This window comes from Sphingomicrobium arenosum, assembly GCF_026157085.1.
Classification (GTDB): domain Bacteria; phylum Pseudomonadota; class Alphaproteobacteria; order Sphingomonadales; family Sphingomonadaceae; genus Sphingomicrobium; species Sphingomicrobium arenosum.
The window spans coordinates 1,510,215-1,533,693 of sequence record NZ_JANPVN010000001.1; the positions used below are offsets into that span (position 1 = coordinate 1,510,215).

25 protein-coding genes are annotated in these 23,479 nt (G+C 67.4%); 3 read left to right on the forward strand and 22 right to left on the reverse strand.

The window, feature by feature from the left end:
• Positions 1-82: 82 nt before the first annotated feature.
• From zapE to glnE, 5 genes are all read right to left on the reverse strand, one after another.
• On the reverse strand, positions 83-1,216 hold the full coding sequence (zapE, locus tag NUW51_RS07660; RefSeq protein ID WP_265564314.1) for a cell division protein ZapE: 1,134 nt from the start codon (positions 1,214-1,216) through the stop codon (positions 83-85).
• Positions 1,203-1,694 (reverse strand): PaaI family thioesterase, encoded by a 492-nt coding sequence (locus NUW51_RS07665; protein WP_265564317.1) that lies wholly within the window; start codon positions 1,692-1,694, stop codon positions 1,203-1,205. The genes zapE and NUW51_RS07665 overlap by 14 nt, the downstream gene beginning before the upstream one ends.
• 125 nt (positions 1,695-1,819) lie before the next feature.
• On the reverse strand, positions 1,820-2,599 hold the full coding sequence (locus tag NUW51_RS07670; RefSeq protein WP_322597084.1) for a succinate dehydrogenase iron-sulfur subunit: 780 nt from the start codon (positions 2,597-2,599) through the stop codon (positions 1,820-1,822).
• An 85-nt stretch (positions 2,600-2,684) separates the two neighbouring features.
• Positions 2,685-3,143, reverse strand: a complete 459-nt coding sequence (locus tag NUW51_RS07675) for a peroxiredoxin (RefSeq protein WP_265564319.1) — start codon at positions 3,141-3,143, stop codon at positions 2,685-2,687.
• Positions 3,127-5,814, reverse strand: a complete 2,688-nt coding sequence (gene glnE, locus NUW51_RS07680; protein WP_265564320.1) for a bifunctional [glutamate--ammonia ligase]-adenylyl-L-tyrosine phosphorylase/[glutamate--ammonia-ligase] adenylyltransferase — start codon at positions 5,812-5,814, stop codon at positions 3,127-3,129. Before glnE ends, NUW51_RS07675 begins: the two co-directional genes overlap by 17 nt.
• Positions 5,815-5,874: 60 nt before the next feature.
• Here glnE and NUW51_RS07685 point away from each other — a divergent pair, with 60 nt between their 5' ends.
• Positions 5,875-6,090: a hypothetical protein gene (locus NUW51_RS07685; RefSeq protein WP_265564322.1), complete on the forward strand. Its 216-nt coding sequence runs from the start codon at positions 5,875-5,877 to the stop codon at positions 6,088-6,090.
• Positions 6,091-6,207: 117 nt separating this feature from the next.
• Here the strand turns inward: NUW51_RS07685 and NUW51_RS07690 are convergent, their stop codons facing one another.
• A complete protein-coding gene (locus tag NUW51_RS07690) occupies positions 6,208-6,843 on the reverse strand; it encodes a sigma-70 family RNA polymerase sigma factor (RefSeq protein WP_407696330.1) in 636 nt (211 codons plus the stop codon).
• Between the two features lie 155 nt (positions 6,844-6,998).
• Positions 6,999-7,799, reverse strand: a complete 801-nt coding sequence (locus NUW51_RS07695) for a response regulator (protein WP_265564324.1) — start codon at positions 7,797-7,799, stop codon at positions 6,999-7,001.
• A 391-nt stretch (positions 7,800-8,190) separates the two neighbouring features.
• On the opposite strand from NUW51_RS07695, the gene NUW51_RS07700 reads away from it, so the two are divergent.
• Together NUW51_RS07700 and NUW51_RS07705 are read left to right on the forward strand one after the other, a co-directional pair.
• Positions 8,191-8,376, forward strand: coding sequence for a NepR family anti-sigma factor (locus NUW51_RS07700; RefSeq protein ID WP_265564326.1), 186 nt, complete (start codon positions 8,191-8,193; stop codon positions 8,374-8,376).
• A gap of 14 nt (positions 8,377-8,390) precedes the next feature.
• Positions 8,391-9,932 carry a sensor histidine kinase gene (locus tag NUW51_RS07705; protein ID WP_265564328.1) on the forward strand — a complete coding sequence of 514 codons (1,542 nt, stop codon included), beginning with the start codon at positions 8,391-8,393 and terminating at the stop codon, positions 9,930-9,932.
• Positions 9,933-10,261: 329 nt separating this feature from the next.
• Here NUW51_RS07705 and tatC read toward each other — a convergent pair whose 3' ends face one another.
• From tatC to ftsZ, 15 genes are all read right to left on the reverse strand, one after another.
• On the reverse strand, positions 10,262-11,047 hold the full coding sequence (gene tatC / locus NUW51_RS07710) for a twin-arginine translocase subunit TatC (RefSeq protein ID WP_407696331.1): 786 nt from the start codon (positions 11,045-11,047) through the stop codon (positions 10,262-10,264).
• Positions 11,044-11,379, reverse strand: coding sequence for a Sec-independent protein translocase subunit TatA/TatB (locus NUW51_RS07715; protein ID WP_265564330.1), 336 nt, complete (start codon positions 11,377-11,379; stop codon positions 11,044-11,046). The genes tatC and NUW51_RS07715 overlap by 4 nt, the downstream gene beginning before the upstream one ends.
• Before the next feature lie 7 nt (positions 11,380-11,386).
• Positions 11,387-11,629, reverse strand: coding sequence for a twin-arginine translocase TatA/TatE family subunit (locus tag NUW51_RS07720; RefSeq protein ID WP_265564331.1), 243 nt, complete (start codon positions 11,627-11,629; stop codon positions 11,387-11,389).
• Between the two features lie 36 nt (positions 11,630-11,665).
• The gene (gene scpB / locus NUW51_RS07725) at positions 11,666-12,280 is read right to left on the reverse strand and encodes an SMC-Scp complex subunit ScpB (RefSeq protein ID WP_407696354.1); all 615 of its coding nucleotides are present in this window, start codon (positions 12,278-12,280) and stop codon (positions 11,666-11,668) included.
• On the reverse strand, positions 12,280-13,032 hold the full coding sequence (locus NUW51_RS07730; protein ID WP_407696332.1) for a segregation and condensation protein A: 753 nt from the start codon (positions 13,030-13,032) through the stop codon (positions 12,280-12,282). Before NUW51_RS07730 ends, scpB begins: the two co-directional genes overlap by 1 nt.
• Before the next feature lie 129 nt (positions 13,033-13,161).
• On the reverse strand, positions 13,162-14,166 hold the full coding sequence (gene nagZ, locus NUW51_RS07735) for a beta-N-acetylhexosaminidase (RefSeq protein WP_265564337.1): 1,005 nt from the start codon (positions 14,164-14,166) through the stop codon (positions 13,162-13,164).
• A complete protein-coding gene (locus tag NUW51_RS07740; protein ID WP_265564339.1) occupies positions 14,166-14,822 on the reverse strand; it encodes an SPOR domain-containing protein in 657 nt (218 codons plus the stop codon). The genes nagZ and NUW51_RS07740 overlap by 1 nt, the downstream gene beginning before the upstream one ends.
• Positions 14,822-16,552, reverse strand: coding sequence for an arginine--tRNA ligase (argS, locus tag NUW51_RS07745; RefSeq protein ID WP_265564341.1), 1,731 nt, complete (start codon positions 16,550-16,552; stop codon positions 14,822-14,824). Before argS ends, NUW51_RS07740 begins: the two co-directional genes overlap by 1 nt.
• 84 nt (positions 16,553-16,636) lie before the next feature.
• Positions 16,637-17,131, reverse strand: coding sequence for a D-Ala-D-Ala carboxypeptidase family metallohydrolase (locus NUW51_RS07750; protein ID WP_265564343.1), 495 nt, complete (start codon positions 17,129-17,131; stop codon positions 16,637-16,639).
• Positions 17,132-17,233: 102 nt separating this feature from the next.
• Positions 17,234-17,728 (reverse strand): hypothetical protein, encoded by a 495-nt coding sequence (locus NUW51_RS07755; protein ID WP_265564345.1) that lies wholly within the window; start codon positions 17,726-17,728, stop codon positions 17,234-17,236.
• Complete coding sequence (locus NUW51_RS07760) at positions 17,725-18,402, reverse strand: NAD-dependent epimerase/dehydratase family protein (RefSeq protein WP_265564347.1); 678 nt, start codon at positions 18,400-18,402, stop codon at positions 17,725-17,727. Before NUW51_RS07760 ends, NUW51_RS07755 begins: the two co-directional genes overlap by 4 nt.
• A gap of 37 nt (positions 18,403-18,439) precedes the next feature.
• Complete coding sequence (locus tag NUW51_RS07765; RefSeq protein ID WP_265564349.1) at positions 18,440-18,886, reverse strand: hypothetical protein; 447 nt, start codon at positions 18,884-18,886, stop codon at positions 18,440-18,442.
• An 85-nt stretch (positions 18,887-18,971) separates the two neighbouring features.
• Entirely contained in the window at positions 18,972-20,129 is a 1,158-nt protein-coding gene (locus tag NUW51_RS07770) for a deoxyguanosinetriphosphate triphosphohydrolase (RefSeq protein ID WP_265564351.1), read from the reverse strand.
• A gap of 12 nt (positions 20,130-20,141) precedes the next feature.
• Positions 20,142-21,785 carry an SPOR domain-containing protein gene (locus NUW51_RS07775; protein ID WP_265564352.1) on the reverse strand — a complete coding sequence of 548 codons (1,644 nt, stop codon included), beginning with the start codon at positions 21,783-21,785 and terminating at the stop codon, positions 20,142-20,144.
• Positions 21,786-21,894: 109 nt separating this feature from the next.
• Positions 21,895-23,409, reverse strand: coding sequence for a cell division protein FtsZ (gene ftsZ, locus NUW51_RS07780; protein WP_265564354.1), 1,515 nt, complete (start codon positions 23,407-23,409; stop codon positions 21,895-21,897).
• Positions 23,410-23,479 lie beyond the last annotated feature (70 nt).

A 23,479-nucleotide genomic window follows, 5' to 3' on the forward strand; every position in this document is an offset into this window, starting at 1 on the left:
GCGCAGGCTGGGGCCCATGTCGACGAGGTTGTGCAAGCGGGTTGGCAGAGGCCCCAGCCTGCGCTGGGGCGACGTCGGGAGATTATGCCTCGCGGCCCTCGGGGCGGTGACCTTCGTCGAGATAGTCGGCGCTGCGCATTTCCTCGAGCCGGCTGACCGTGCGCTCGAATTCGAAGCTGCCGTCGCCGCTGGGGTAGAGGTCGGCGGGTTCGGCCTCAGCCGCCACCAGCAATCGCACGCCATGTTCGTAGAGCGCATCGACGAGGCTGACGAAGCGCGCTGCCTCGTTGCGCATGTCGGGGCCCATGACGGGGACGCCGACGAGGATCACCGTGTGATAATTGCGCGCGATGGCGAGATAGTCGGCGCTGCCGCGCGCCTCGCCGCACAGGCGCTTGAAACTTAACACTGCGACGCCGCCAAGGGCCCTGGGCACGTACAGGCTGCGCCCGCCGCCGACGTCGAGCTCGGTCGACGGGACATTCTCGGGTTCGGTCTCGGCATGGCCGGTGAGGTCGAAGAAGGCATGGCTCAAGGCTTGCGTTGCCGCAGGGCCCAGGGGGCTGTGCCATAGCCGCATCCCCTTCACGCGGCCGATGCGATAGTCGGTCGGGCCATTCAAGGGCACGACGCGCATCTGCGCCTCGATGAGCTTGATGAAGGGCAGGAAGAGTTCGCGATTGAGACCATCTTTGTAGAGGTCTGACGGCGGCCGGTTCGACGTGGTCACCACCCCTACCCCGCGCTCGATCAGCGCGGTGAAGAGGCGGCTCATGATCATCGCATCGGCGCTGTTGGTGACCATCATTTCATCGAAGGCGAGGAAGCGCGCCTCGTCGGCAATATCCTCGGCGACGCGGATCAGCGCGTCCTCGACCCCTTCGTCGCGCTTGCGGCGCAATCGCTGGTGCACGTCGAGCATGAAGGGCGCGAAGTGCGAGCGTTTCTTGCGCTGGATCGGGATGGTCTCGAAGGCGAGGTCCATCAGCATCGACTTGCCGCGCCCGACGCCACCCCACATGTAGACGCCGCAGGGCGCGGGGGTCTCGCGCCCGAACATCCGGCTGAGGAAGCCGCGCCTCGTGCGGCCGAGGTCGGCGGCGAACTTGTCGAGCGCGTCGACGGCGCGGCTCTGGTCGGGGTCGGGGCGAATTTCGCCCGCCTCGATCGCCGCCGCATAGGCCGTGCCGACGGGGCCGGCCTCAGCGCTCGTCATCGGCTTTCTTTCGCGGATCGCGCACGCGCTTGGCGGTGCCGTTGTAGCTGTAGCAGGGACGCCCATCCTGCGTGACGAGCCCCGACATGAAGACGATGCCGCCCGGCGTCTGACGCTCGATGCGGACGAGGCAGTCCAATGGCTTGCCCGCCCGCGCGCGGTCCATGAAGCGCGTGTGGCAGTCGAGCGTGACGTAATGCGCACGCTCCATCCCGGCGGCGAACCCGCCCGCGAACATCGCCATGTCGATGAAGGTCATGATGCAGCCGCCATGGACCGAGCCGCCGGGGTTCAAGTGCCGTTCTTCGGGGAACATGCGCACCAGCCCCGTACCGGGCTCCTCGCCCTTCCTGAACAGCATCAGCCCGATCTGCGCGGCAAAGCTGTCGGGCTGCTTCCACCCGCCCCACCAATACCAGCCGGGATGGTCGGGATGCTCGCGCACCCCATTCTCGTTCTTGGTTTCCTCGGTCGTCATGAGGTTCGCCTAGCGCGCACTTCACGCCGTCACAAGTTAGCCGTCATCCCAGCGGCTGGGATCGAAATCGAGGCGAAGTGTCGCGATGACATGGGCCCCAGCCTGCGCTGGGGCGACGAGTAAGATTACGCCGCGCGTTCGGCGATCAGCTTCTTCGTTTCCGCGATCGCCTTGGCCGGGTTGAGGCCCTTGGGGCAGGCGTTGGCGCAGTTCATGATCGTGTGGCAGCGATAGAGGCGATAGGGATCCTCGAGCTGGTCGAGGCGCTCACCGGTGGCTTCGTCGCGGCTGTCGGCGATCCAGCGATAGGCCTGGAGGAGGATCGCCGGGCCGAGGAAGCGGTCCGAGTTCCACCAGTAGCTCGGGCACGAAGTCGAGCAGCAGGCGCACAGGATGCATTCGTAGAGGCCGTCCAGCTTGGCGCGGTCGTCGGGTGCCTGCTGGCGCTCGCGGCCCGAGGGTTCGGGGGTTTCCGACTTCAGCCAAGGCTGGATCGAGCTGTACTGCGCGTAGAAGTGGGTGAAGTCGCCGACGAGATCCTTGACCACTTCCATGTGCGGCAGCGGGTGGATCGTCAGCGTGCCCTTGTAATCCTCGATCGCCGAAGTGCAGGCGAGCCCGTTCTTGCCGTCCATGTTCATCGCGCACGAGCCGCAGATGCCCTCGCGGCACGAGCGGCGGAAGGTCAGCGTGGGGTCGATCTCATTCTTGATCTTGATGATCGCGTCGAGAACCATCGGCCCGCACTTGTCGAGGTCGATCTCGTAGGTGTCGTAGCGCGGATTCTCGCCCGTTTCGGGGTCGTAGCGGTAGATCTTGACCGTCTTGGTGTTGGTCCCTTCCTGCGCGGGATGGGCCTTGCCCTTCTTCACACGGCTGTTCTTGGGAAGACGAAATTCCGCCACGAGACTTGTCCTTCAACTAGAGCTTGGCGCGCATATGGCAAATGCGCTGGCATCGGGCAAGGCGGCCCTTGTCCTAGGCGTGGTTCTACGCTTCTCGGGCCGCCGCAAGGACCTTGTCGACATGACCCGCGACGCGGACATTCTTCCACGCCTCGAGGATGGTGCCGTCCGCGCCGATGAGGAAGGTCGAACGGATCATGCCCATATAGGTGCGCCCGTAATTCTTCTTCTCGCCCCATGTCCCGAAGGCATCGGACACGGCCCCATCCTCGTCGGCGACGAGGGGCACGGTGAGATCGTGCTTCCGGGTGAAGCGGTCATGGCTCGCCATCGGATCGCGCGAAACGCCGATGACGCGGGTACCAGCGGCGGCGAAGTCGTCGAGGCTTTCTGAGAAGCCGATCGCTTCCTTGGTGCAGCCCGGCGTATTGTCCTTGGGGTAGAAGAAGACGACGAGCTTGCCCTGCGGCTGGGCGAGGTCGATCATCTCGCCCGTCCCCGTCTTCACCGTCAACGACGGCGCCTTGTCACCCTTGTCCAGCATCGCGCACCTCTTTCCAATAGTCGGCGATGTTGTGCCGGGCCGCGTCGTGCGCCGCAACCGCCTCGTCCCAATTTTCAAAGCCGAGCCGCTCGGCTACCAATGCGCGGGTGCGGCGCGAGGGCGATGAACTGTCGGGGCTGACGAGGCGGAACAGGAGGAGCATCCGGGTGAGCAGGTCGTGATCCTCGGCCAGACTTCGAGGCGCCAGCCCCGCCTCGATGAGCGCCGCCACCGCTTCGCCGAGGCGCGGCGACAGGCCCTCGCGGCTGACGAGCTGCGTGACGTGGACGGCGAATTCCAGATCGACCAGCCCGCCCGGACCGAGCTTGAGGTCGAGCGGCCCGGTGGGCGGTTTGTGCTTCTCCATGTCGGCGCGCATGATCGCGGCGTCGCGCGCAGTGCCGACGGGATCGCGGTCCATGCCGAAGATGTCGCCGAGCAGTTCGGCGACCCGGTCGAGCGCGCCTGTCCGGCCATAGACGGGGCGGGCGCGGGTCAGCGCCATATGCTCCCACGTCCACGCATCGCCGCGCTGATAGGCGTGGAAAGCGTCGAAGCTGACCGCCAGCGCGCCCTCGAGTCCCTGCGGCCTGAGGCGGGTATCGACATCGTATAAGGGCCCTGCCGCGGTCGGCACCGACAGCGCCGACACTATGCGGTTCGCGAGGCGATTGTAATAGTCGGCGGGTGTTAGCGGGCGGGCCCCGTCCGACTGCCCCGCCTGCGGCGCGTCATAAAGGAAGACGAGGTCGAGGTCGCTGGCATGGGTCAGCGCCTCGCCCCCGAGCCGCCCGAGCCCGAGGATGGCGAGCCCGAGGCCGTCGAAGCGGCCATGGACCAGCTCGAATTCGGCGCGCGTGCGATCGGCCAGCGCATGGATCGCGCCCTCGGCGACCTCGGCATAGCCGCGCGCGACCTGGAGCGGGTCGACCTCGCCGTCGATCAGCTGGACGCCCAAGGCGAAGCGTTTCTCGTTGATAAGGCCGCGCGCCCGGTCGAGCGCCTGGTCATAGTCGAGCCCGCCGATCGCCGCGGTGATGCGGGCGCCGAAGGCCTCGGCCGAGTGCGGCGGGTCGAAGGCCGATTTATCGAGCAGGCCGTCGAGCAGGACGGGGCGGCGCGCCAACTGCCGGGCCAGCGTCGGCGAATAAGCGAGCAGTCGCCCGAGCAATCGCGCCAGCTTGGGGTTGGCTTCGAGCAAGCGATAGAAGTTGATCGCGCTCGGTACCCGCTCGACGATATCGGCGAAGCGGTTGAAGGCGTGCGCCGGATCGGGGCCCGCGCCGATGGCCTCGAGCATGGTCGGCAGCATGGCTTCGAACGCGGCGCGCGCCTTGGCCGAGCGCAGCGAGCGCGCCTTGCCCGCGCGCCAGCCGCCGATCAGCCGCGCCGCCGAGGCGGGATCCTCGAGCCCGAAATCGGCGAGCCGTGCCGCCAATGCGCGCGGCTCGGCGGGCAGCCGCCCCTGCTGTTCGGCGACGAGCTCGTCGAAGCGCGGTGCGACGGCTTGCGTGTGCGGTTCGAGCGCCTCCAGCCATGCCGTGCCCGAGGCGGCGCCGTCCAAAGCGGCGACATTGTCGATCGCCTCGGGTTCGGCGGGGATGCTGTGGGTCTGCTTGTCGGCGACCATCTGGAGGCGATGTTCGGCGGTGCGCAGCGCGCGATAGGCGTGGCCGAGGCTGGCGGCATCGTCGGACTGGAAATGCCCGCCTGCGACCAGTGCCGCGATGGCATCCAGTGTCGCGCCCTCGCGCAAGGCCGGTTCGCGCCCGCCGAAGATCATCTGGTGCGACTGGACGAAAAATTCGATCTCGCGGATGCCGCCGCGCCCGCGCTTGAGATCATAGCCCGGTCCGAAGGCCTGCCCGCTGGCATAATGGTCGCGCACTTGGCCCGCGATGCCGCGCACCTCGTCGATGACGCCGAAGTCGACCGCGCGGCGCCAGACGAAGGGCTGGATCGCGTCGAGGAAATGCTGGCCGAGCAAGCGGTCGCCGCCCGCGACCCGCGCGCGGATGAAGGCGGCGCGTTCCCACGGCAGCGCGGCGCTCTCATAATGGGAGATGGCCGCGCCGACGGGCAGCGCGATCGGGGTCGCCTCGCTGGCGGGGCGGAGGCGGAGGTCGACCCGCTGGACATAACCCTCGGGCGTGCGCTCCTGCATCAGCGACACGAAGTCGCGCGCGATCCGCACGGCCGTTTCCCCCGCCTCGCGGCGCGGCGGGAGCGGCAATCGTTCGGGATCGTAGAGCAGGATGAGGTCCACGTCGGACGAATAGTTGAGTTCGCGGCTTCCCAATTTGCCCAGCGCGATGGCGGTAATGCCTTCGAGCGGCGCGCCCTCGACCCGCTTGTGGAGCGCGGCGGCAAAGGCGCGGTCGATGGCCATGTCGGCGAAATCGGACAGGCTGCGCGTCACCTGCTCCAACTTCCATTCGCCCGACAGGTCGGCGAGCGCGACGCCCAGCGCCAGCGCATCGCGCCGCGCGCGCAATTGGCGCCCGATGCCATCTTCCTCGATGGCCATGGCCTGCGCCACCGCTGCCTCGCTGCCGTCCGACAGGAACGTGTCGAGGATCGCGGGATGCCGCTGCGCGGCGGCGCGCAGGAAGGGCGCGTGGCGCTCGGCGCGCTGCCAAGCGTGGTCGCGGTCGTTTCGGCCTCGATTCATGTCGCCATCTTGCACGATTGGTCGCATCGGTGAAACGACCATCCGCAGGGGATGCAACGCATGAGCGACTCGGGCGTTACCCCTTTAAGCATGTATCGCAGCCAAGCTTCGAGGACTGACACGAACGACCGGTCGCAACGCGACCGCGATCCCATTCGTGTTACGATTCCAACACCCACCGATCCGGTGACGGCGCATTTGTGCCGTGCGTTCGACGCGGTGAAGTGCGAGCCGTTGCCCGAAGAGATGCGCCTCCTCCTTGCCAAGCTGAATTAGGACGCGCTGGTCGGCATTGGTCGGCCCCAACAATCCACAACATCGACGGTGAACAAGCGAGCGCTCGATGACGTTCGCTCGCTCATCACCGCCCGTTCGCCTACTCGGGCGCGCGGCTCAATTCTCGTTGGAGAGTTCGTCGACCTGGCTCATGATATTCTGCAGCGCCGACAGGTCGGGGTCGGTCTCATGCTGCTTGCGCGGCGGGAGATCCTCGCCGTTGAGAAGATTTTCCAGCGCCACGCGTCCGCGTGCCACCCGGCTCTTGATCGTGCCGACCGCGCAACCGCAGATCTGCGCCGCTTCTTCATAGGCGAAACCGCCCGCGCCGACGAGGATCAGCGCCTCGCGCTGCGGCTGCGGCAGCTGCATCAGCGCGCGCTGCATGTCGCCCAGTTCGACGTGACGGTCCTGCGCAGCGGGCGCGGCGAGGATCTTGGCCGCGGTCACATCGTCCCATTCGCCCTTGAAACGCGCGCGGCGCATCTGGCTGAGGAACAGGTTGCGCAGGATGATGAAGGTCCAGGCGCGCATGTTGGTGCCCGCCTGGAAGCGCTTGCGCGCCGCCCATGCCTTGAGGAGCGTTTCCTGAACGAGGTCATCGGCGGTATCGCGGTTGCCCGAGAGCGAGCGACCGAAGGCGCGCAGATGCGGAATGACCTGCGCGAGCTGGTCCTTGAACTCGTCGTCCGGCAGCGGCACCGGATCGGGCTTCTTCTCGCCCTCGTCCTCTGCTTTGGCCTGGTTGGTCAACGACTAGTCCCCTTCTCGCGCATCGTCGCGCGACCCGAACGCCCATCATGGCGCATCATGGTTACAAATCAAGGTAGGGAGCATCCGCCCCCGAAACAACCGCCAGCGAACCGATATCGGTTCGCTGGCGTTGCTTTTTCGAAATTTTGACGGGCTCAGGCCGGGACGGTCGCCGCGTCGAAGAACAGTGCCTGGCTGATCGCCGCCTTCACGGTCGAACGCTGGAACGGCTTGGTGATGAGGAAGGTCGGCTCGGGGCGCTCGCCGGTGAGCAGTCGCTCGGGGAAGGCAGTGATGAAGATCACCGGCACCCGGAAATCGGCGAGGATGTCCTTGACCGCGTCGATCCCTGAGGAATCATCGGCCAGCTGGATATCTGCCAGCACGAGGCTCGGGCGGTCCGACTTGGCCTGCGCCACTGCTTCATCGCGCGTGACGGCGACGCCGGTGACATTATGGCCGAGGTCGCGCACGATCGTCTCGATATCCATCGCGATGATCGGTTCGTCCTCGATGATGAGCACGTCGGCGCGGGTCTGCTTCTCGATCTCGCTGGTTGCTTCCTTGACCAGCTTGTCGACATCTTCGGCGCTGGTGTCGATGAGATAGGCCGTATCCTCGTTGGAAAAACCCTCGAGGCTGGTCAGCAGGAGCGCCTGGCGCGACAGCGGGGTGATCTGCGACAGGCGGGCCTGTGCGATGCTCTCCGCCTCGCCGGTCTGGCGCGCCGACGGATCGGCATCATCCTCGATGTGCGCGGTCGACCAGATGGCGTGGAAGGTGCGATAGAGCCCGAGACGCGGATCGCGATCGCGCGGGAATTCGTCGGGATTTTCGACGATCGTCTCGAGCGTGGTGCGCACGAAATTGTCGCCGTGCACCTGGCTGCCGGTCAGCGCGCGCGCATAGCGCCGCAGGAAGGGCAGATGGGGGGCGAGTTCCTGGCCGAGTGACATAAGTGTCTTCAACTCCTGTAATGCGTTGGCTCCAAGGTGGAACCGTTACGTTGGCGTTTCAACCCCCCGTCGCCGCGTCCGTTCCGGCAAGACGGCGACCAAGGGCGTTGCGGGGGCACTGTGTCATGTTCGTAACGGCCCCCGAGCATTCGATCCGTGAGAGGGGAACAAAGCTGGAGGGCTTTGGTTTCACCTCGCATCAGATCATCTGGTGAGGGGTCGGGTTGACGACACAGTCGGTCTGGCTCTACCTCCCTCGACCAGATTCAATCGGCCTCGGCGATTTTCCGGCGTGAGCGCGTCGGGCGATCCCACCTCCCCAAGCGGGAAGAAGGGCGTTTGGGAGTATGACGTTATGGCGCGAGACAATCCGCGCGAAGGGGATGAAGGCTTGAGCGGCACCGACAAGAACGCAGCTTCTGACAAGAAGAGCGAGGACACCGCCAAGCCGGCCAAGGGCGCCGCGCGCAAGGGCCGCGACGACAATCTCGGTCGGGCGCTCAAGTCCGTCTACGACGAGACGCTGCGCGAGGACATTCCCGACGATCTGCGCGACTTGCTCGGCAAGCTGGACTGACGCGCGACCGCGCCATGACCGCCATCGAGCGCCTCTTCCGTTCGCTCTCCACCCCGACGAAGCTGGTCATCGCCATCGCCGTGGCGTTGCTTCCGATCGGCGCGCTGACGGTCTACACCACCTCCGCCGAACTGGCCGACACGCGCCGCGCGGTCCTCGGTGACGCCCAGGGCGAGATGCTGTCCGCGGCGCGCTCGGTCGAGACGCTGATCGCGCGCAACGCGCTGGCGCTGCGCGTGTCGGCCTATGGCGCGCTGGCGGTGGACGAGCGCGATCCGTGCGCGGTGGCGCGCGATGCGCTGTCGGTCGCGCCGGCCGTGGCGCGGCGATTCTCGATCACCGGGGGCGATGGCGCCGTGGATTGCGGCAATCTCGACCTCGAGGGACTTGCCGAGATGGATCCCGTCGCCAACGGGCGGGTCGAACTATGGGTCGATCCGGCACGCGAGGGCCTGTTGCTGCGCGTCGGCATCCCGGGCGCGAGCGCGACCGGCATGATCACCTCGAAGGAACTGGCCGAAGCCATCGCCGCTGCGACCAGCGATGTGGACGGCTTCACCCTCGAGGACGGCAGCCGCAGCCTCGTCCTGATCGAACCCGCCGCGACCAGGCCGCCGGGGACGCGCCACGAGGAACTGTCCTTCGCGCTGGTCGATCGCAAGCTCACCGCGCTCGTCGCGTCGGATTATGTCGACATCGACGTGCGCGACCGGCTCAACATCTTTCTGCCGGTGCTGATGTGGGCGCTCGCCGCCATCCTGTCCTGGGCGCTGGTCCACCTGCTCTTCATGAAGCCGCTCAGGCGCCTCAACCGCGCGGTGCGCGATTATGACGTCGAGACGCATGATTTCACCCCGCCCGAAAAGCTCGGCCCCGCGCGCGAGATTCGCGAATTGGGCGAGAGCTTTTCCGCCACCGTCGCGCGGATCGAGGAGGGCGAGAAGGATCTCCTCCAGGCGATCGAGGGGCAGCGCAAATTGGTGCGCGAGGTGCATCACCGGGTGAAGAACAACCTTCAGGTCGTCGCCAGCCTGCTCAACATCCATTCGCGCGGCGCGAGCGGCGATGAAGCGCGCGAGGCCTATGCCGGCATCGGCCGCCGCGTCGAGGCGTTGAGCGTCGTCCACCGCAACCATTTCGCCGAGATCGAGGAGAGCCGGGGCATCCAGCTGCGTCCGCTGGTGACCGAGCTCGCCGCGAGCCTGCGCGCGTCGGCCCCCAATGCGCAACTCGCCATGAACCTCGATCTCGACGGTGCGGCCACGACGCAGGACGCCGCCGTCTCGGCCGCCTTCTTCATCACCGAGGTGGTCGAATATGCGATCCTGCGCGATGCGGTCGAGGTCGAGATCTCGCTGCGCCGGACGAGCGAATTGACCGCGCGGCTGTCGGTCGCGAGCGAGGCGCTGGTCGGCGCCGGCGGGGACGAACCGCGCCATGTCCAGTTCGAGCGGATCGTCGATGGCTTGAGCCGCCAATTGCGCTCGCCGCTCGACAAAAAACTCGGTGGCTACTCGGTCGAATTGCCGGTTTTCCCGGAAGAAAATGACGCCTGATCAGGCCGTTAAATTTTATTTGAAAAAAAGTGATCCGGGACAGGAACCCGCCCCCACAAGGGGCGTTGTGTACCATGGATAGTGACCTTTTGCCCCCCCCGCTCTCGCTATCCACTCAAGTGGGCCCGGAACCGCCAACCCTCCCCCCCCCCGGTGGCGTTTCCGGGCCCTCATTTGTCCAGCGGGGCCCTTTCCTTCCAGAACCGATGAGCGGAACCGACAGGCCGAGCAGCTTGGCCGAGCCGATACACGTGCGCCACGCGGGACGCGACGGCGCGTAACAGGCGTTGTCGGAGAGGCGTGTCGGGATGGCATCGCGGCGGCGGCGATCAGGCCTCGGCGTCGGCGGTGTCCTCGTTCGCCTTGACGCCCCCTGCCCGTGCGCGGCGCCAATGGGTGAGCCGGATCGCGACCAGCGCGAATTCGTAGAGCAGGATCAGGGGTACCGCGAGGATGATCTGGCTGACCGCATCGGGCGGGGTCAGGACGGCAGCGATGAAGAAGGCGGCGACGATCATGTAGCGCCGCCCCTTGGCCAGCTGTTCGCGCGTCACCAGCCCGGCGCGCTCGAGGATCATCAGCAGGATCGGCAGCAGGAAGGCGACCCCGAAGCCGAACAGGAACTTGGTCGAGAAGGACAGGTAATTGCCGATGCCCGGCAGCGCCTCGGTCTCGACCCCGCCGACACTGCCCTCATAGCCCAGGAGGAAATCGAGCGCGATCGGCATGGCGACGACATAGGCGAAGCTCGCCCCCATGGCGAAGAAGAGCGGCGTCATCAGGAGGAAGGGCAGGAACGCCTTTTTCTCCTTGGCATAGAGCCCCGGCGCGACGAAGCGCCAGAGTTGCACCGCGAGCATCGGGAAGGTGATCATCAGCGCGGCGAACAGCGCCACCTTCACCTCGACGAAAAAGGCCTCGAAGATATCGGTGAAGATGAGGCGCCCCTGCCCCGCGTCGAGCAAAGGCTGGACCAGCACGGCGAAAATGGGCTTGGCGACATAGAAGCAGGCGATGAAGGCGATCCCGAGCGTCGCCACCACCCACAGAAGCCGTTTGCGCAGCTCCACGAGATGGTCGAGGAGCGGCATCTTGGTGTCGTCGATATCCTTCACGCGCGTTCGTCCCCGTCGGGCCTTGGCGGTGTCGCATCGCCCTCGCGGGGGACGTCCTGCTCGCCCGCCAGCGGCGGTTGTTCGTCATAGAGATCGGCGGGGAAGCGCTTCATGATCTCCTCATTCTGGCGCTTCCACTGCTTCTCCATCTCCTCGAGCTCGGCCTCGCGGACGATATTGTCGATCCCGGCGGTGAAGTGGCGCGCATAGGCGCGCGCCTTGCCGACCCCGCGGCCGATGATCCGCATCAGCCCGGGCAGCTCCTTGGGGCCGACGACGAGCAGCGCCATCACCCCGACGATGAGGATTTCGATGCCGCCAATGCCGAACATGGTCGGCTCAGCCCGCGGGCTTGTCCTGTTCGCGGTCGCGCTTCACCTCGGCCTCGATGGTCTGGTCCTCGCGCGGCAGCTGGCGCGGTTCGGCAGGGCGCTTGGCCTCCTCCTCTTCGGCCATGCCCTTCTTGAAGCTCTTCAACCCCTGCGCGACATCGCCCATCAGGCTGGAAAAGCGCCCGCGCCCGAACAGGAGCAGGATGATGAAGGCAAGGATGAGAAGGCCGGGAAGCCCGATATTGCCCATGGGAAGACTCCGAAGAAAAGTTGTTTCAGGGGCGGTTTAGACGTCTTCGTCGTCCAGTGCCACCTCATCCTCGTCATCGTCGTCTTCATCGTCCCCATCTTTGGCCGACAGCGCCAGTTCGAGCGCTTCCTCGTCAAGCGGATCGAGCAGCCCGGCGGCCTTCAGATCTTCCAGCCCCGGCAGGTCGCGGCGGCTTTCCAGGCCGAAGTGGGTGAGAAAGTCGCGCGTCGTGGCATATTGGAGCGGGCGGCCCGGCACCTCGCGGCGCCCTGCGGTGCGCACCCAGCCTGCTTCCATCAACACGTCCAGGGTGCCCTTGGAAATCTGCACGCCCCGGATGGCCTCGATCTCGGCGCGGGTGACGGGTTCATGATAGGCGATGATGGCGAGGCATTCGGTGCCTGCGCGCGACAATTTGCGCGGCTCCTCGCGGGTGCGGCGCAGGAGGTGCGCAAGGTCGCCCGCCGTCTGGAAATGCCAGCGCTTGCCGCGCTCGACCAATGCGATGCCGCGGCCCTCGTAATGCGCCGCGAGGCTCGCCAGCGCGGCCTTCACGTCGCCCTCGCCCGCATGGTCGGCGATCTGCTCGGCATTGAGCGGTTCGTCGGAGGCGAACAGCACCGCCTCCACCTTGCGCGCGAAATCGTCCATCATCGGCCCCGCTTCACCTTCACCGCCCCGAAAGCCTCTTCCTGCTCCAGTTCGATCATCCCCGTGCGCGCCAGTTCGAGGCTGGCGAGGAAGGAGGAGGCGAGCGCGCTTTTCAGGAACGCCTTGTCGCCGCTCTTGGGGAGGAATTTGGTGAGATCGGTCCATTCGACCGCGAAGCCGAGCATGGATTGCAGCCGCTCCATCGCGGTCTCGAGCGTCATGACCTTGCGATCATGCACGACGTGCATGGCCGGCTGGGTGCGGGCGCGGACCTGGCCATAAGCGGCGAAGAGGTCATAGGCGCTGACTTGCCAGTTCGACTTGCGATGTACCCGCAGGCCCTCTGGTGCGCCGCGCAGGAAGACGTCGCGCCCGACCCGGTCGCGGCCCAGCAGCCGTGCCCCTGCCTCGCGCATCGCATCGAGGCGCATCAGCCGTTGTTGCAGCCGCCATGCCAGCTCCTCGGGGCTGGGGTCGACCTCGGGATCCTTGGGTAGGAGGAGGCAGCTTTTTAGGTAAGCCAGCCACGCCGCCATGACGAGATAATCGGCCGCCACCTCGAGCTGCAGCGCCTTGGCGCGCTCGATATAGGCGATGAATTGTTCGACCAGTTCGAGGATCGAGATTTCGATGAGGTCGACCTTCTGCCCGCGAGCGAGGTCGAGGAGAAGGTCGAGCGGGCCTTCCCAATGTTCGAGGTGGAGCGTCAGCCCCTCTTCCTCGATCCTTGGATGCAAGACGACGTCCCCCATGGGGATGAGCGTAGCGTAAATCGATCGTCACACAAGCGATCGTCGCCCCAGCGCAGGCTGGGGCCCAGGTCTTGGAGACTTTGCGCAACGGCATGGATCCCAGCCTTCGCTGGGATGACGCGAGGAGGGTTACGCGAGGCGGAGCAGTTCGTCGCGCTTGGCGATGGCCTCGGCCATGTCCATCGGGTCGTCGTCGGCGGCGATCTCCATCGCCGCATCCATGCGGCGGCGGCCCGCGTCGGTAAGATCGGGGATGACCTCGGCGACCGAGACCATCTCGTCCATCTTGCCCGAACAATGCAGCGCCACGTCGCAGCCCGCATAGATGACGCCGATGGCGCGCTCGGCGACCGAGCCTTCCATCGCCGCCATGTTGAGGTCATCGCTCATCAGCCAGCCATCGAAACCGATGCGCCCGCGCACGATGTCCTGGATGACGAGGCTCGACTGGCTGGCGATATGGTCGGGGTCCCACGCTTCGTAGACGATATGCGCGATCATCCCCATCGGCGCCCAGGACAGCGTCTCGAAGGGCTGGAGATCCACATCGAGTTCGAGGCCGGTGGCGGTGACGGTGGGGCGGTCCTTGTGGCTGTCGACGAGCGCGCGGCCATGGCCGGGGATATGCTTGATGATCGAGACGACGCCTGCCGAATGGAGCCCGTCGATCACGGCCCGGCCCAAGGCGGCGACCTTCATCGGTTCATCGCCGAGCGAACGATCGCCGACGATGGGGTCGGCACCCTTCTGGCGCACGTCGAGCACGGGGAGCGCATCGACGCTGACCCCGCAATCCTTGAGCAAAAGGCCGATGGCGCGCGCATTGACCCGCGCCGCCTCGATCGCCGAGGAGGGTGCGCTGTCGTAGAGGCGCGCGAAGGGCTCCATCGCGGGGAAGGCCGGGAATTCGGGCGGGCGCATCCGCGCCACGCGCCCGCCTTCCTGGTCGATCAGGATCGGCAGCTTGTCGCGCCCGTGGAGCGAGCGCAGCTCGTCGGTCAGCGCGCGCACCTGCGCGGGGGTCTCGACGTTGCGCCCGAACAGGATGTAGCCCGCAGGGTTAGCGTCCTTGAAGAAGGTCTTTTCTTCGCGCGTGAGGGTGGGGCCCGACAGGCCGTAGATGACCGCTTGCATCAGTTGACGATGACGCAGGCCTCGCCCGCCGCGTCAAGCGCGTTACAGGCCGAGCGTGCCGTGCCTGCGTCCGCCGCCCGCGCGCGCAGGCGATAGACGGTGTTGCCGTTGACGGTGGCTTCCTGGATCACCTTGGTCAGCGCCGCCACCTCGGGGAAGCGCGAGGACAGGAGCGCCCAGCCGGTCTCCGCCTTGGCGCGGGTCGAATAGGCACCGAGCTGGACGAGCGGACCACTCGCCGCCGGGGTCGGGGTCGGCGCCGAGTCCGGCCGCGCGGGTGTCGGCGCCGGCGCTGGCGCGGGCTCTGGTTCGGGCGCGACCGCGATGCGGGGCGTGTCGTCGCGAAGTTTGGAGGTGTCGAGCTGCGCGTCGGGGTCTTCGCCAACACTGGTCGCATGGGCCGTGCCGCTGTCTTCCGACAGGTCGAGCCCGCCCGGATCGTCGGGGCGTGTCTTATAGGGTTCCTCGGGCGCCTCGATGAGCACCGGCGCGCCGCCCGCATCCTCGCGGCCGATCATGAAGGTGGTGACGCCCACCGCGGCGAGCCCGGCCACGACCAGTCCCGCGCCGACCGCGATCTTGGTCGCCGAAATCGCCTTGGGCGCTTCCTGGTCCTCGACCGCCTCGAGCCAGGGAAGCCGTTCTTCGTCCGACATCAACGCATCTCCTCGGCGGCCTCGACGCCCATGATGGCAAGGCCGTTCTTCAACACCTGCCCGATCCCGCGCGCCAGTTCCAGCCGCGCACGCGACAATTCAGGCTGGTCCTCGAGGAGGAAGCGCTTGCCCGGATCGTCGTTGCCGCGGTTCCACCCGGCGTGGAAGGCGGCGGCGAGGTCGTAGAGATAGAAAGCGATGCGATGGGGTTCATAGGCATCGGCGGCGAGCTTCACGACGCGCGGGAATTGCGCGGCTTGGCGGACGAGACCGCGTTCGACCTCGTCGAGCAGCGACAGGTCGGCCTCGCCCTTGTCCAGCCCCGCCTCGGCCGCCTTGCGTCCGAGGCTGGCGATGCGGGCATGGGCATATTGGACGTAGAAGACGGGGTTTTCCTTGGACGCCTCGGTGACCTTGGCGAAATCGAAATCCAAGGGCGCGTCGGCCTTGCGGGTGAGCATCATGAAGCGCACCACGTCCTTGCCGACTTCCTCGACCATCTCGGCGAGCGTGACGAAATTGCCCGAGCGCTTGGACATCTTCACCGGCTCGCCGTCGCGGAACAGGCGGACCATCTGGACGAGCTTGACGTCGAGCCCCTTGTCGCCGCCGGTGAGCGCGGTCACCGCAGACTGGATGCGCTTGACCGTCCCGGCATGATCGGCGCCCCAGATGTTGACGAGGTGATCGGCGTCCTGGCTCTTCTGATAATGGTAGGCGGCATCGGCGCCGAAATAGGTCCAGCTGCCGTCCGACTTCTTCATCGGGCGATCCTGATCGTCGCCGAACTGGGTCGAGCGGAACAGGGTCAGTTCGACGGGTTCCCAATCCTCGGGCGTCTCGCCCTTGGGCGCTTCGAGCACGCCTTCGTAGACGAGCCCCTTGGCGCGCAGCGTTTCCATCGCTTCGTCGACCTTGCCCGATGCCTGCAATTCGGCCTCCGAGGAGAAGAGATCGTGGTGGATGCCGAGCCGCGCGAGGTCGGCGCGGATCATGTCCATCATGCGCGCAACGACGAAGGGCTTGAAGACGGGAAGCCACTCGGCCTCGTCCTTGCCGACATAGCGTTCACCAAATTCGTCCTTGAGCGCCGCGCCGACGGGCACCAGATAGTCGCCCGGATAGAGCCCCTCGGGGATCGCGCCGACATCCTCGCCCAAGGCCTCGCGATACCTGAGGTGCGCCGAGCGAGCGAGCGTGTCGACCTGCGCGCCGGCATCGTTGACATAATATTCGCGCACCACCTTGTTGCCCGCCCATTCGAGGAGGCTGGAGAGCGCATCGCCGACCACCGCGCCGCGGCTGTGCCCCATGTGCATCGGGCCGGTCGGATTGGCGCTGACATATTCGACGTTGACGGTACGCGCTTCATCGCCCGCGGGCGCGCGGCCATAGTCGCCGCCTTGCGCGATGATGCTTTCCAGTTCCTCGTCCCACACGGCAGGATCGAGGCGCAGGTTGATGAAGCCCGGTCCGGCGATCTCGGCGGCGGTGACGCCTTCCAAGGCTTCGAGGCGCGGCGCGATCTCGCCGGCGAGCGCGCGCGGATTGGTGCCTGCGGGCTTGGCCAGCACCATCGCCGCATTGGTGGCAAGATCGCCATGCGAGGGGTCGCGCGGCGGTTCGACCGCGACCGCACGGGTGGCGATGCCTTCGGGCAGCACGCCCTCCTTCTGGAGGTCGGCGAGAATGGCGAGGAGCTTGTCCTGGAAACGGGCGTAGAGCGACATGAATGTTCAATCCGCGAGAAAGGGGAGTAGTTGCGCCCAGCCTCTAGCGCGCCCGCCCTGCGGATAAAAGCCCGCGCTTGGCGCTCAGTCGCGCTTGGGAGCGAAGACGAGGCGCCAGCGCCCCGCATCCTCGCCGGTGCTGACGATCTGCGCCACCGGGCGCGCCGGGGAAGCGGCGCGGTCGGCGAAGGCGAAATGCGAATGGTCGCCCTCATCGAGGCTCTCGATCAGCACATAGCCGGCGGCGCGATAGGCCGCCGCGATCTGGTGATGGCGCACGCCCGGACGGCGCGCGATGTCGATGGCGCGGTTGCGCAGGTGATAGCTGTTGGGCACCCCGCCGACGCGGGCGTTGTGCGCGGGGCTGCGATAGGTCGAGGTGACCACCCCCCATTGCGCGCCGATGGCGGCGGCCGCGCTCATGCTGAAGGCGGCGGCGGGCGCGATGATCGGTTGAGGGGCGGCGGTGAGGCTCGGCGCCGACAGGTTGGGCGGCGTGACGATGCGCATGCCCGAAGGCGGTTCGCCCTCGCCGTCCGCTGCCATTAGCGCCATGGCGGCCAACATCATCATCGACATGTCCCGCGACTCCCCGCTGTTGAGGGGCCATGGTATAACAGAAGTTAACATTTCGCGCCAAGGGGTAGGGGCGATTTTGTCCCGTTGCGGTACAGCCGCGCGCTAGGGCAGGCGGGCGAATTCCTCGGGTGTCGGGATGTCCTCGCCCGGACCTTCCGCCGCGCGGCGCGCCGCGTCGCGCACCCGCCAGTCGCGCTCGAACAGCCAATAGGCAAAGCCGACGCAGGCGCCATAGACCGGCCCCGGGTCGACCGCCCAATTGCCCGCCACGCCGAACGTGCCGCCCGCGAGCACCGCCATCAGCGCGATGCGCACCATCCAGCCCGCCAGCGCGCCCATGATCACGGCGGCGACCCAGACCCATTTTTCGCGCCATGCCGCGCCGACCGCATTGGCGGCGGGATAGCCGAACAGCGCGATGGCGAAGGCCGAGACGGGGACCAGCGCGGCGCTCAAGAGCACCAGCGGCGCGATAAAGGCGAGATCGATCCTCCCGCCCAGCGCCAGCGTGATCGCCGCCATGGCGAGGCTGCCCGCGAAGGTGCCGGTGATGGCGCCCATGACGACGGGTGCCTTGGGAATGAAGGGCCGCATCATGCGCGCGTCTCCCCCGCTGCCGCCGCCAGCGCGCGGATCTCGGCATTGTGATGCACGGTGACCCCGGAGCCCGGCCGACCGACCAGCTGCGCCATGGCCTGCGCCACCGTCTCGCCGTCGATGGCGCGGACCTTGTCCGGCACGAAGCGATTGACGAGGGGCGAGAGGAGGATGCCGAGCCGCTCCTTGAGGCGCCGTTCCTTGCCGCGCTCGCCGCGCAAGAGGCCGGGGCGCATGATGTCGACACGCTCGAACCCGAGGCTCGCCACATCGGCTTCCATCTGCCCCTTGATGACGAGATAGCGGCTCTTGCTGTCACGATCCGCCATGGAGGAGGAAACGACGATCAGCTGGCGCGCGCCCGCCGTCCTTGCAGCGCGCGCGAAATTGACCACCGCGTGGCGGTCGATGCGGTCGAAATCCTCCCAATTGCCGACCTTGGCCCAGGTCGTGCCGATGGTCGCCACCGCGACATCCACCGTCTCTTCCTCGAGCATGGCGGGCCAGCGCTCCATCGGCCCGACCTTCTCGCACCAGCCCGGCGCCTGCCCGAGGCTGGCGCGCCGCGCGAGGCTGAGCAGTTTCTGCCCCTTGAGCAACGGCGCAAGGTGCGAGCCGATGAGCCCGGTGGCGCCGATCAGCGCAATGCGTTGCGGGTCCGAAATGTCGTTCATCGGCTAGATATAGGGCGCGCCGCCGCCCGTACCAGCCTCAACCACCCGGCGCGATGATGCGAATGTCGCGCAGGTCCTGGATGAGATAATCGCATGCCGTCTGGCTGTTGCAATCGGCGAAGACATCGAGGCTGTAGTCAATCCCGTCGAGCGGGACATAGACATGGAGGAACCGCCCCTCGGGGCCATTCTCCAGCTTCTCCTCGATGCGGAAATGGGCGATGTGGCCGTCCACATATTCGCTGTAATTCTTGCAGAAGGGCGCCTCGGCCGCCCAGTGGCAGGTGGCGGGGTAGCTGCCGCCCGTGCCGAGATCGAGGCGGAATTTCACCTCGCTATTGTTCCAGCGCTCGACCTGGTTGGAATAATTGCCGTCGAGCGGTCGCTCCCAATAGCCGCGCGAATCGAACTCGAAGCGCCATCCGCCCGTGCTGTCGTCCTGCGAGGCGGCGGCAAGGGCGAAGGCGAGCGTGGACGCGAACATGGGTGATGGTCTCCGTGAGGTGAAGGAATGTGGCCACTCCTAAGATCGAGCGCCGCGATCGTCCCGCCCTCTTCGACCAACAGTCCTAAAATTTCGCTTCGAGGTCGACCGGCCCGACCCATTGTTCGTGCCGCGCGATGGCGAAGGGGTCGGTCATGCCGGCGATATAGTCGGTCATGCCGCGCAGGTGCGCCGTTTCGCCCTCGCCGCGCACCCATCCGGCGGGCAGGAGGTCGGGGCGCTCGATCAGCACCTGCGCAAGCCCGGTGACCACATTCTTGGCCCCGCGCCGGATCGGCTGGAGCGGGTCGCTGTCATAGAGGTTGGCGTAGAGATATTTCTTCAGCGCGCGTTCCTCGGCCGCCATCGCGGGGCTGAAGCCGACAAGCGTGCGCCCGGCGGCGCGCACTTCATCGACATTCCCGACCCCCGACGCCGTGATCCGTGCACGCGTTTCGGCGAGCACGTCGCCGACCATCGTGCCGATCATGTCGCGCACCAGCGCGGCGCGCTTGCGGTCGGGATCGAGCCCCGGATGCCGCGCCTCGATCGCGCGCCAGTGCCGCGCGACGATCGGCACCTCGAGCAGGGCTTGGAGGTCGAGGATCCCGGCGCGCAGGCCATCGTCCACGTCGTGATTGTCATAGGCAATGTCGTCGGCGATGGCGGCCAGCTGCGCCTCGAGACTGGCGTGGCTCGACAGCTCCAACCCATGGTCCACATCGACCTTGGCGAGCGCCCAGCCCGGCGCGCTCACCGGGCCGTTATGCTTGGCCAGCCCTTCGAGCGTCTCCCACGACAGGTTGAGCCCGTCATGGCCGGGATAGGGGCATTCGAGCAGCGTCAGGATGCGCAGGCTGTGGCCGTTGTGATCGAAGCCGCCGGCATGTGCGACGGCGGCCTCGAGCGCGTCCTCCCCGGCATGGCCGAAGGGCGGATGACCGAGGTCGTGAGCGAGGCACAGCGCTTCGGTGAGATCCTCGTTCAAACCCAGCGTACGCGCCATGGCGCGGCCGATCTGAGCGACCTCGAGGCTGTGGGTCAGGCGGACACGGTAATGATCGCCGTCGGGCGCGACGAACACCTGCGTCTTGTGGCGCAGGCGGCGAAAGGCGACCGAATGGATGATCCGGTCGCGGTCGCGCTGGAAGGCATCGCGGGGCCCACGCGGGCCGCGATCGTCCTCGTCATGCAATCGACCGCGGGACTGGTGGGGATCGCTCCTCAGGCGCGGGTCGAGCAAGACTTTCTTCTCCTAAAGCGGGTCGATGCGAAGCTGCGCGGGATCGCGCCGCCAAGCGTAGCTGTCGACCCCCTCGGCCTTGAGGGTGTTGACCAAGGCCTGCGCCTCGCTCCTGCCCGCGAACGGCCCGACGAGCAAGCGGTGAAAATCCACCCCGCGCGTCAGCAGCGGCTCATGGTCGGACAACGTGCCGAGCGCCTTGCGCTTCAGCCGGCGCCATTCGTAATCCATCGCCCCGCGATTGTCCGATCCCGCGAGCTGGACGAACCAGCTGCCCTCGACCCCGATGTCGGGCGCGGCGGGCGTGGGGCGCGGTGCCGGGCGCGCGGTCTCGACCTTGGGCGTGGGGGGCGGCGGTGCGTCATATTTGGGCTGTGGCGGTGGCGGCGGGGCGGCGGCCCGCACATTGCGCGTGTCGGCGGGAACCCGGCGGAGCGTCGCATCGAGGCCGGCAAGGCGGGGCGCGTCCTGCTGGGCTGCGGCGACCGTGGTCGTGTCGGGGGCCGACGTCGGCGCGGCCTGCGGCTGCGCGACGATCGGGCTCGGGGCGGGCGGCGGCGGGGGCAAAGACGCCTCCTCTTCCTCCTGCGCACGCGCGGTGCGGCGGGTCGTGGGACGAGCGCGGATGGCGCCGGGCGCGACCAGCCCGCTGCGCGTCGCATAACGATCGTCCTCGACGCGTACGACCTCGATCGGTCGGTCGTCCCGAGGACGGACTTGTTCACCTGGGGTCGAAGGGGTCCCGGCCACGTCGCGGCGAACCTCGGTTCGCGCTGTCGGCTCGACCCGCGCCTGGGACGGCGCGGCCGGGGGATTAGGGCGAGAGTCGGCGCTCGCCACGCGAACCGGTTCGGGGACACGGGCGGGTGGCGGCGCGGGCGTGGGCGTCGCGGCGGCCATCGCATTGCCTGTCGGGAACACGCCAAGATGCACGGCGGCGGCCTTTTGCGGCGCGGTCAGGCTCGGCAGGCGGCGCAGGAAGGGGTCGATCGCCGCGCCCGAGCCGGGCATCGCCGCCTCGATGGCGCGGCGGGCATTGTCGATATCGCCGGTGAGCGCGAGCACGAAGGCGCGCGCTCTCAATGCCGCCGGATCGCCGTCGGCAATGAGCGGGTTGAGGAGCGCCATGGCGGCGGTGCGATCCCCGCCCATGGCGAGGTTGAGCGCGAGACGCCGCCGCGCGTCATTGGCGCGCGGGCCTGCCATGGCGGCGCGATAGTCGGCCTCGGCCTCGCGCGTCTGGCCGAGCAGGTCGTGGGCCAGCCCGCGGCTCGCCCCCATCTGGACCGCGCTGCCGCCGCGCCCCTGCGCCGCCGCGAAATATTGCATCGCGAGCGCCGGGTCGTTCATCTGCACCGCGACCGCGCCCTGTCCCATCAAGACGCGGGGGTCGTCCGGGCTGACCTCGGCGGCGCGCCCGAAAAAGCCCGCCGCACTCGGCAGGTCGCCGATGGCCAGCGCCGCTTCGCCCGCGCCGACGAGCGCGGCAAGATCGCGCGGATTGCTGTCGAGTTGGGTCAGATGCCCGGTCAGCTCGTCGACGGGGCTGGCCTGCGCCGCCGCCAAGGCGGGCGCGGCGGTCCCGGCGAGCAGCAGCGCGAGCGCGGCGGTGAGGGCACGCGATGCGCGCCGTGATCTGGTGGGATGTTGTCGCATGGCCGCGTTCATGCCCTGCCCAAGCTGACTGATCGCTGTCCGCGAGCGTGCCATGCGACGATCCGTGCCGCCGAGGCGACGAGCGGCGCGCCGATGGCGGCTGCGCGGATTAGCTGTTCGACCGGTTGAGGAAGCCTGGAATGTCGAAGCTTTCCTTGCCGAAGCCCGGCTCGTCCTCGGCCTCGTCCTCGCCAGTCGCCTGGGCACCGCGCGCGATGTTGCTCATCCGCTCGAACAGCGTCCCGCCACCACCCGGCGGGGGCGTAGGTACCATTGTCTTCTTGGCCGCGCCCTTGGTCGCGAGCAGCGAAGGCATGGCGTCCACCGTTTCCTCATCCTCGGCAATCTCGTCCTCGAGCGGCGGCGCCACCGGGGGCGCGCCGACCGGGCCGGCGAGAATGTCGTCGGCTTCGAGCATCAGCGGATCATCGCCTTCGCTCTCGTCCTCGGCGACTTCCATCGCGTCGGTGAGGTCGAACGCATCGTCATCGGCGCTCGGCGCACTCGCGGAGGTCGCGGCGGTCGCATTGTCGATCGAAAAGCTCGCCTTGGGCGGGGTGACCGGCACGGCGGGCGCCGCGCCCGAACGCGCGCCGGGGAAGGTGAAGACGCTCGACGCGCTGGTCGAGGTGGTGGACGGAATGCCCTTCACATCCTCTTCGCCGTCGATGCCCGTGGCCACGACGCTGACGCGGATCTTGCCCTCGAGGTCGTCGTTGAAGGCCGAACCCCAGATGATATTGGCGTCCTCGTCGACCAGCTCCTTGATGTGGCTGGCGGCCTCGTCGACCTCCATCAGCTTCATGTCCATGCCGCCGGTGATCGAGATGATGACGCCCTTGGCGCCCTTCATGCTGACCCCGTCGAGGAGGGGATTGCTGATCGCCTTTTCGGCGGCCTCGATGGCGCGGTTCTCGCCCTCGGCCTCGCCGGTGCCCATCATCGCCTTGCCCATCTCGCTCATCACCGAACGCACGTCGGCGAAGTCGAGGTTGATGAGGCCGGGCATGACCATGAGGTCGGTGATGCCGCGCACGCCCTGCTGCAGCACCTCGTCGGCCATTTCGAAGGCCTCCTTGAAGGTGGTGTCGGGCGTGGCGAGGCGGAACAGATTCTGGTTGGGAATGACGATCAGCGTGTCGACATGCTGCTGCAGCTCGTCGATGCCGCTATCGGCACTGCGGCCGCGACGCGCACCCTCGAAGGCGAAGGGCTTGGTTACGACACCGACGGTCAGGATGCCTTTCGCGCGGGCCGCCTTGGCGATGACGGGGGCCGCGCCGGTACCGGTGCCGCCGCCCATGCCGGCAGCGACGAAGACCATGTGGCTACCTTCGAGCGCGCGCTCGATTTCCTCGATCGTTTCTTCGGCAGCGGCACGACCGATTTCGGGACGCGAGCCGGCGCCGAGACCCTGGGTGATCTTGAGACCGAGCTGGAGACGCGTGTCGGCGGCGCTGTTGTTCAATGCCTGCGCGTCGGTGTTGGCAACGAGGAAATCGACCCCCTGCACGTCCGCCGCCATCATGTTGGCGATGGCGTTGCCACCCGCGCCGCCCACGCCGACCACGCTGATGCGCGGGCGCAGTTCGTCGACCTCTGGCCGCTGGAAATCGATGCTCATGCTGGGTGCCTCCCCCTTGTCTCGCCAATCGTGCGGATCGCCAACCTACTGATCCGTAGAGCGGAATCTT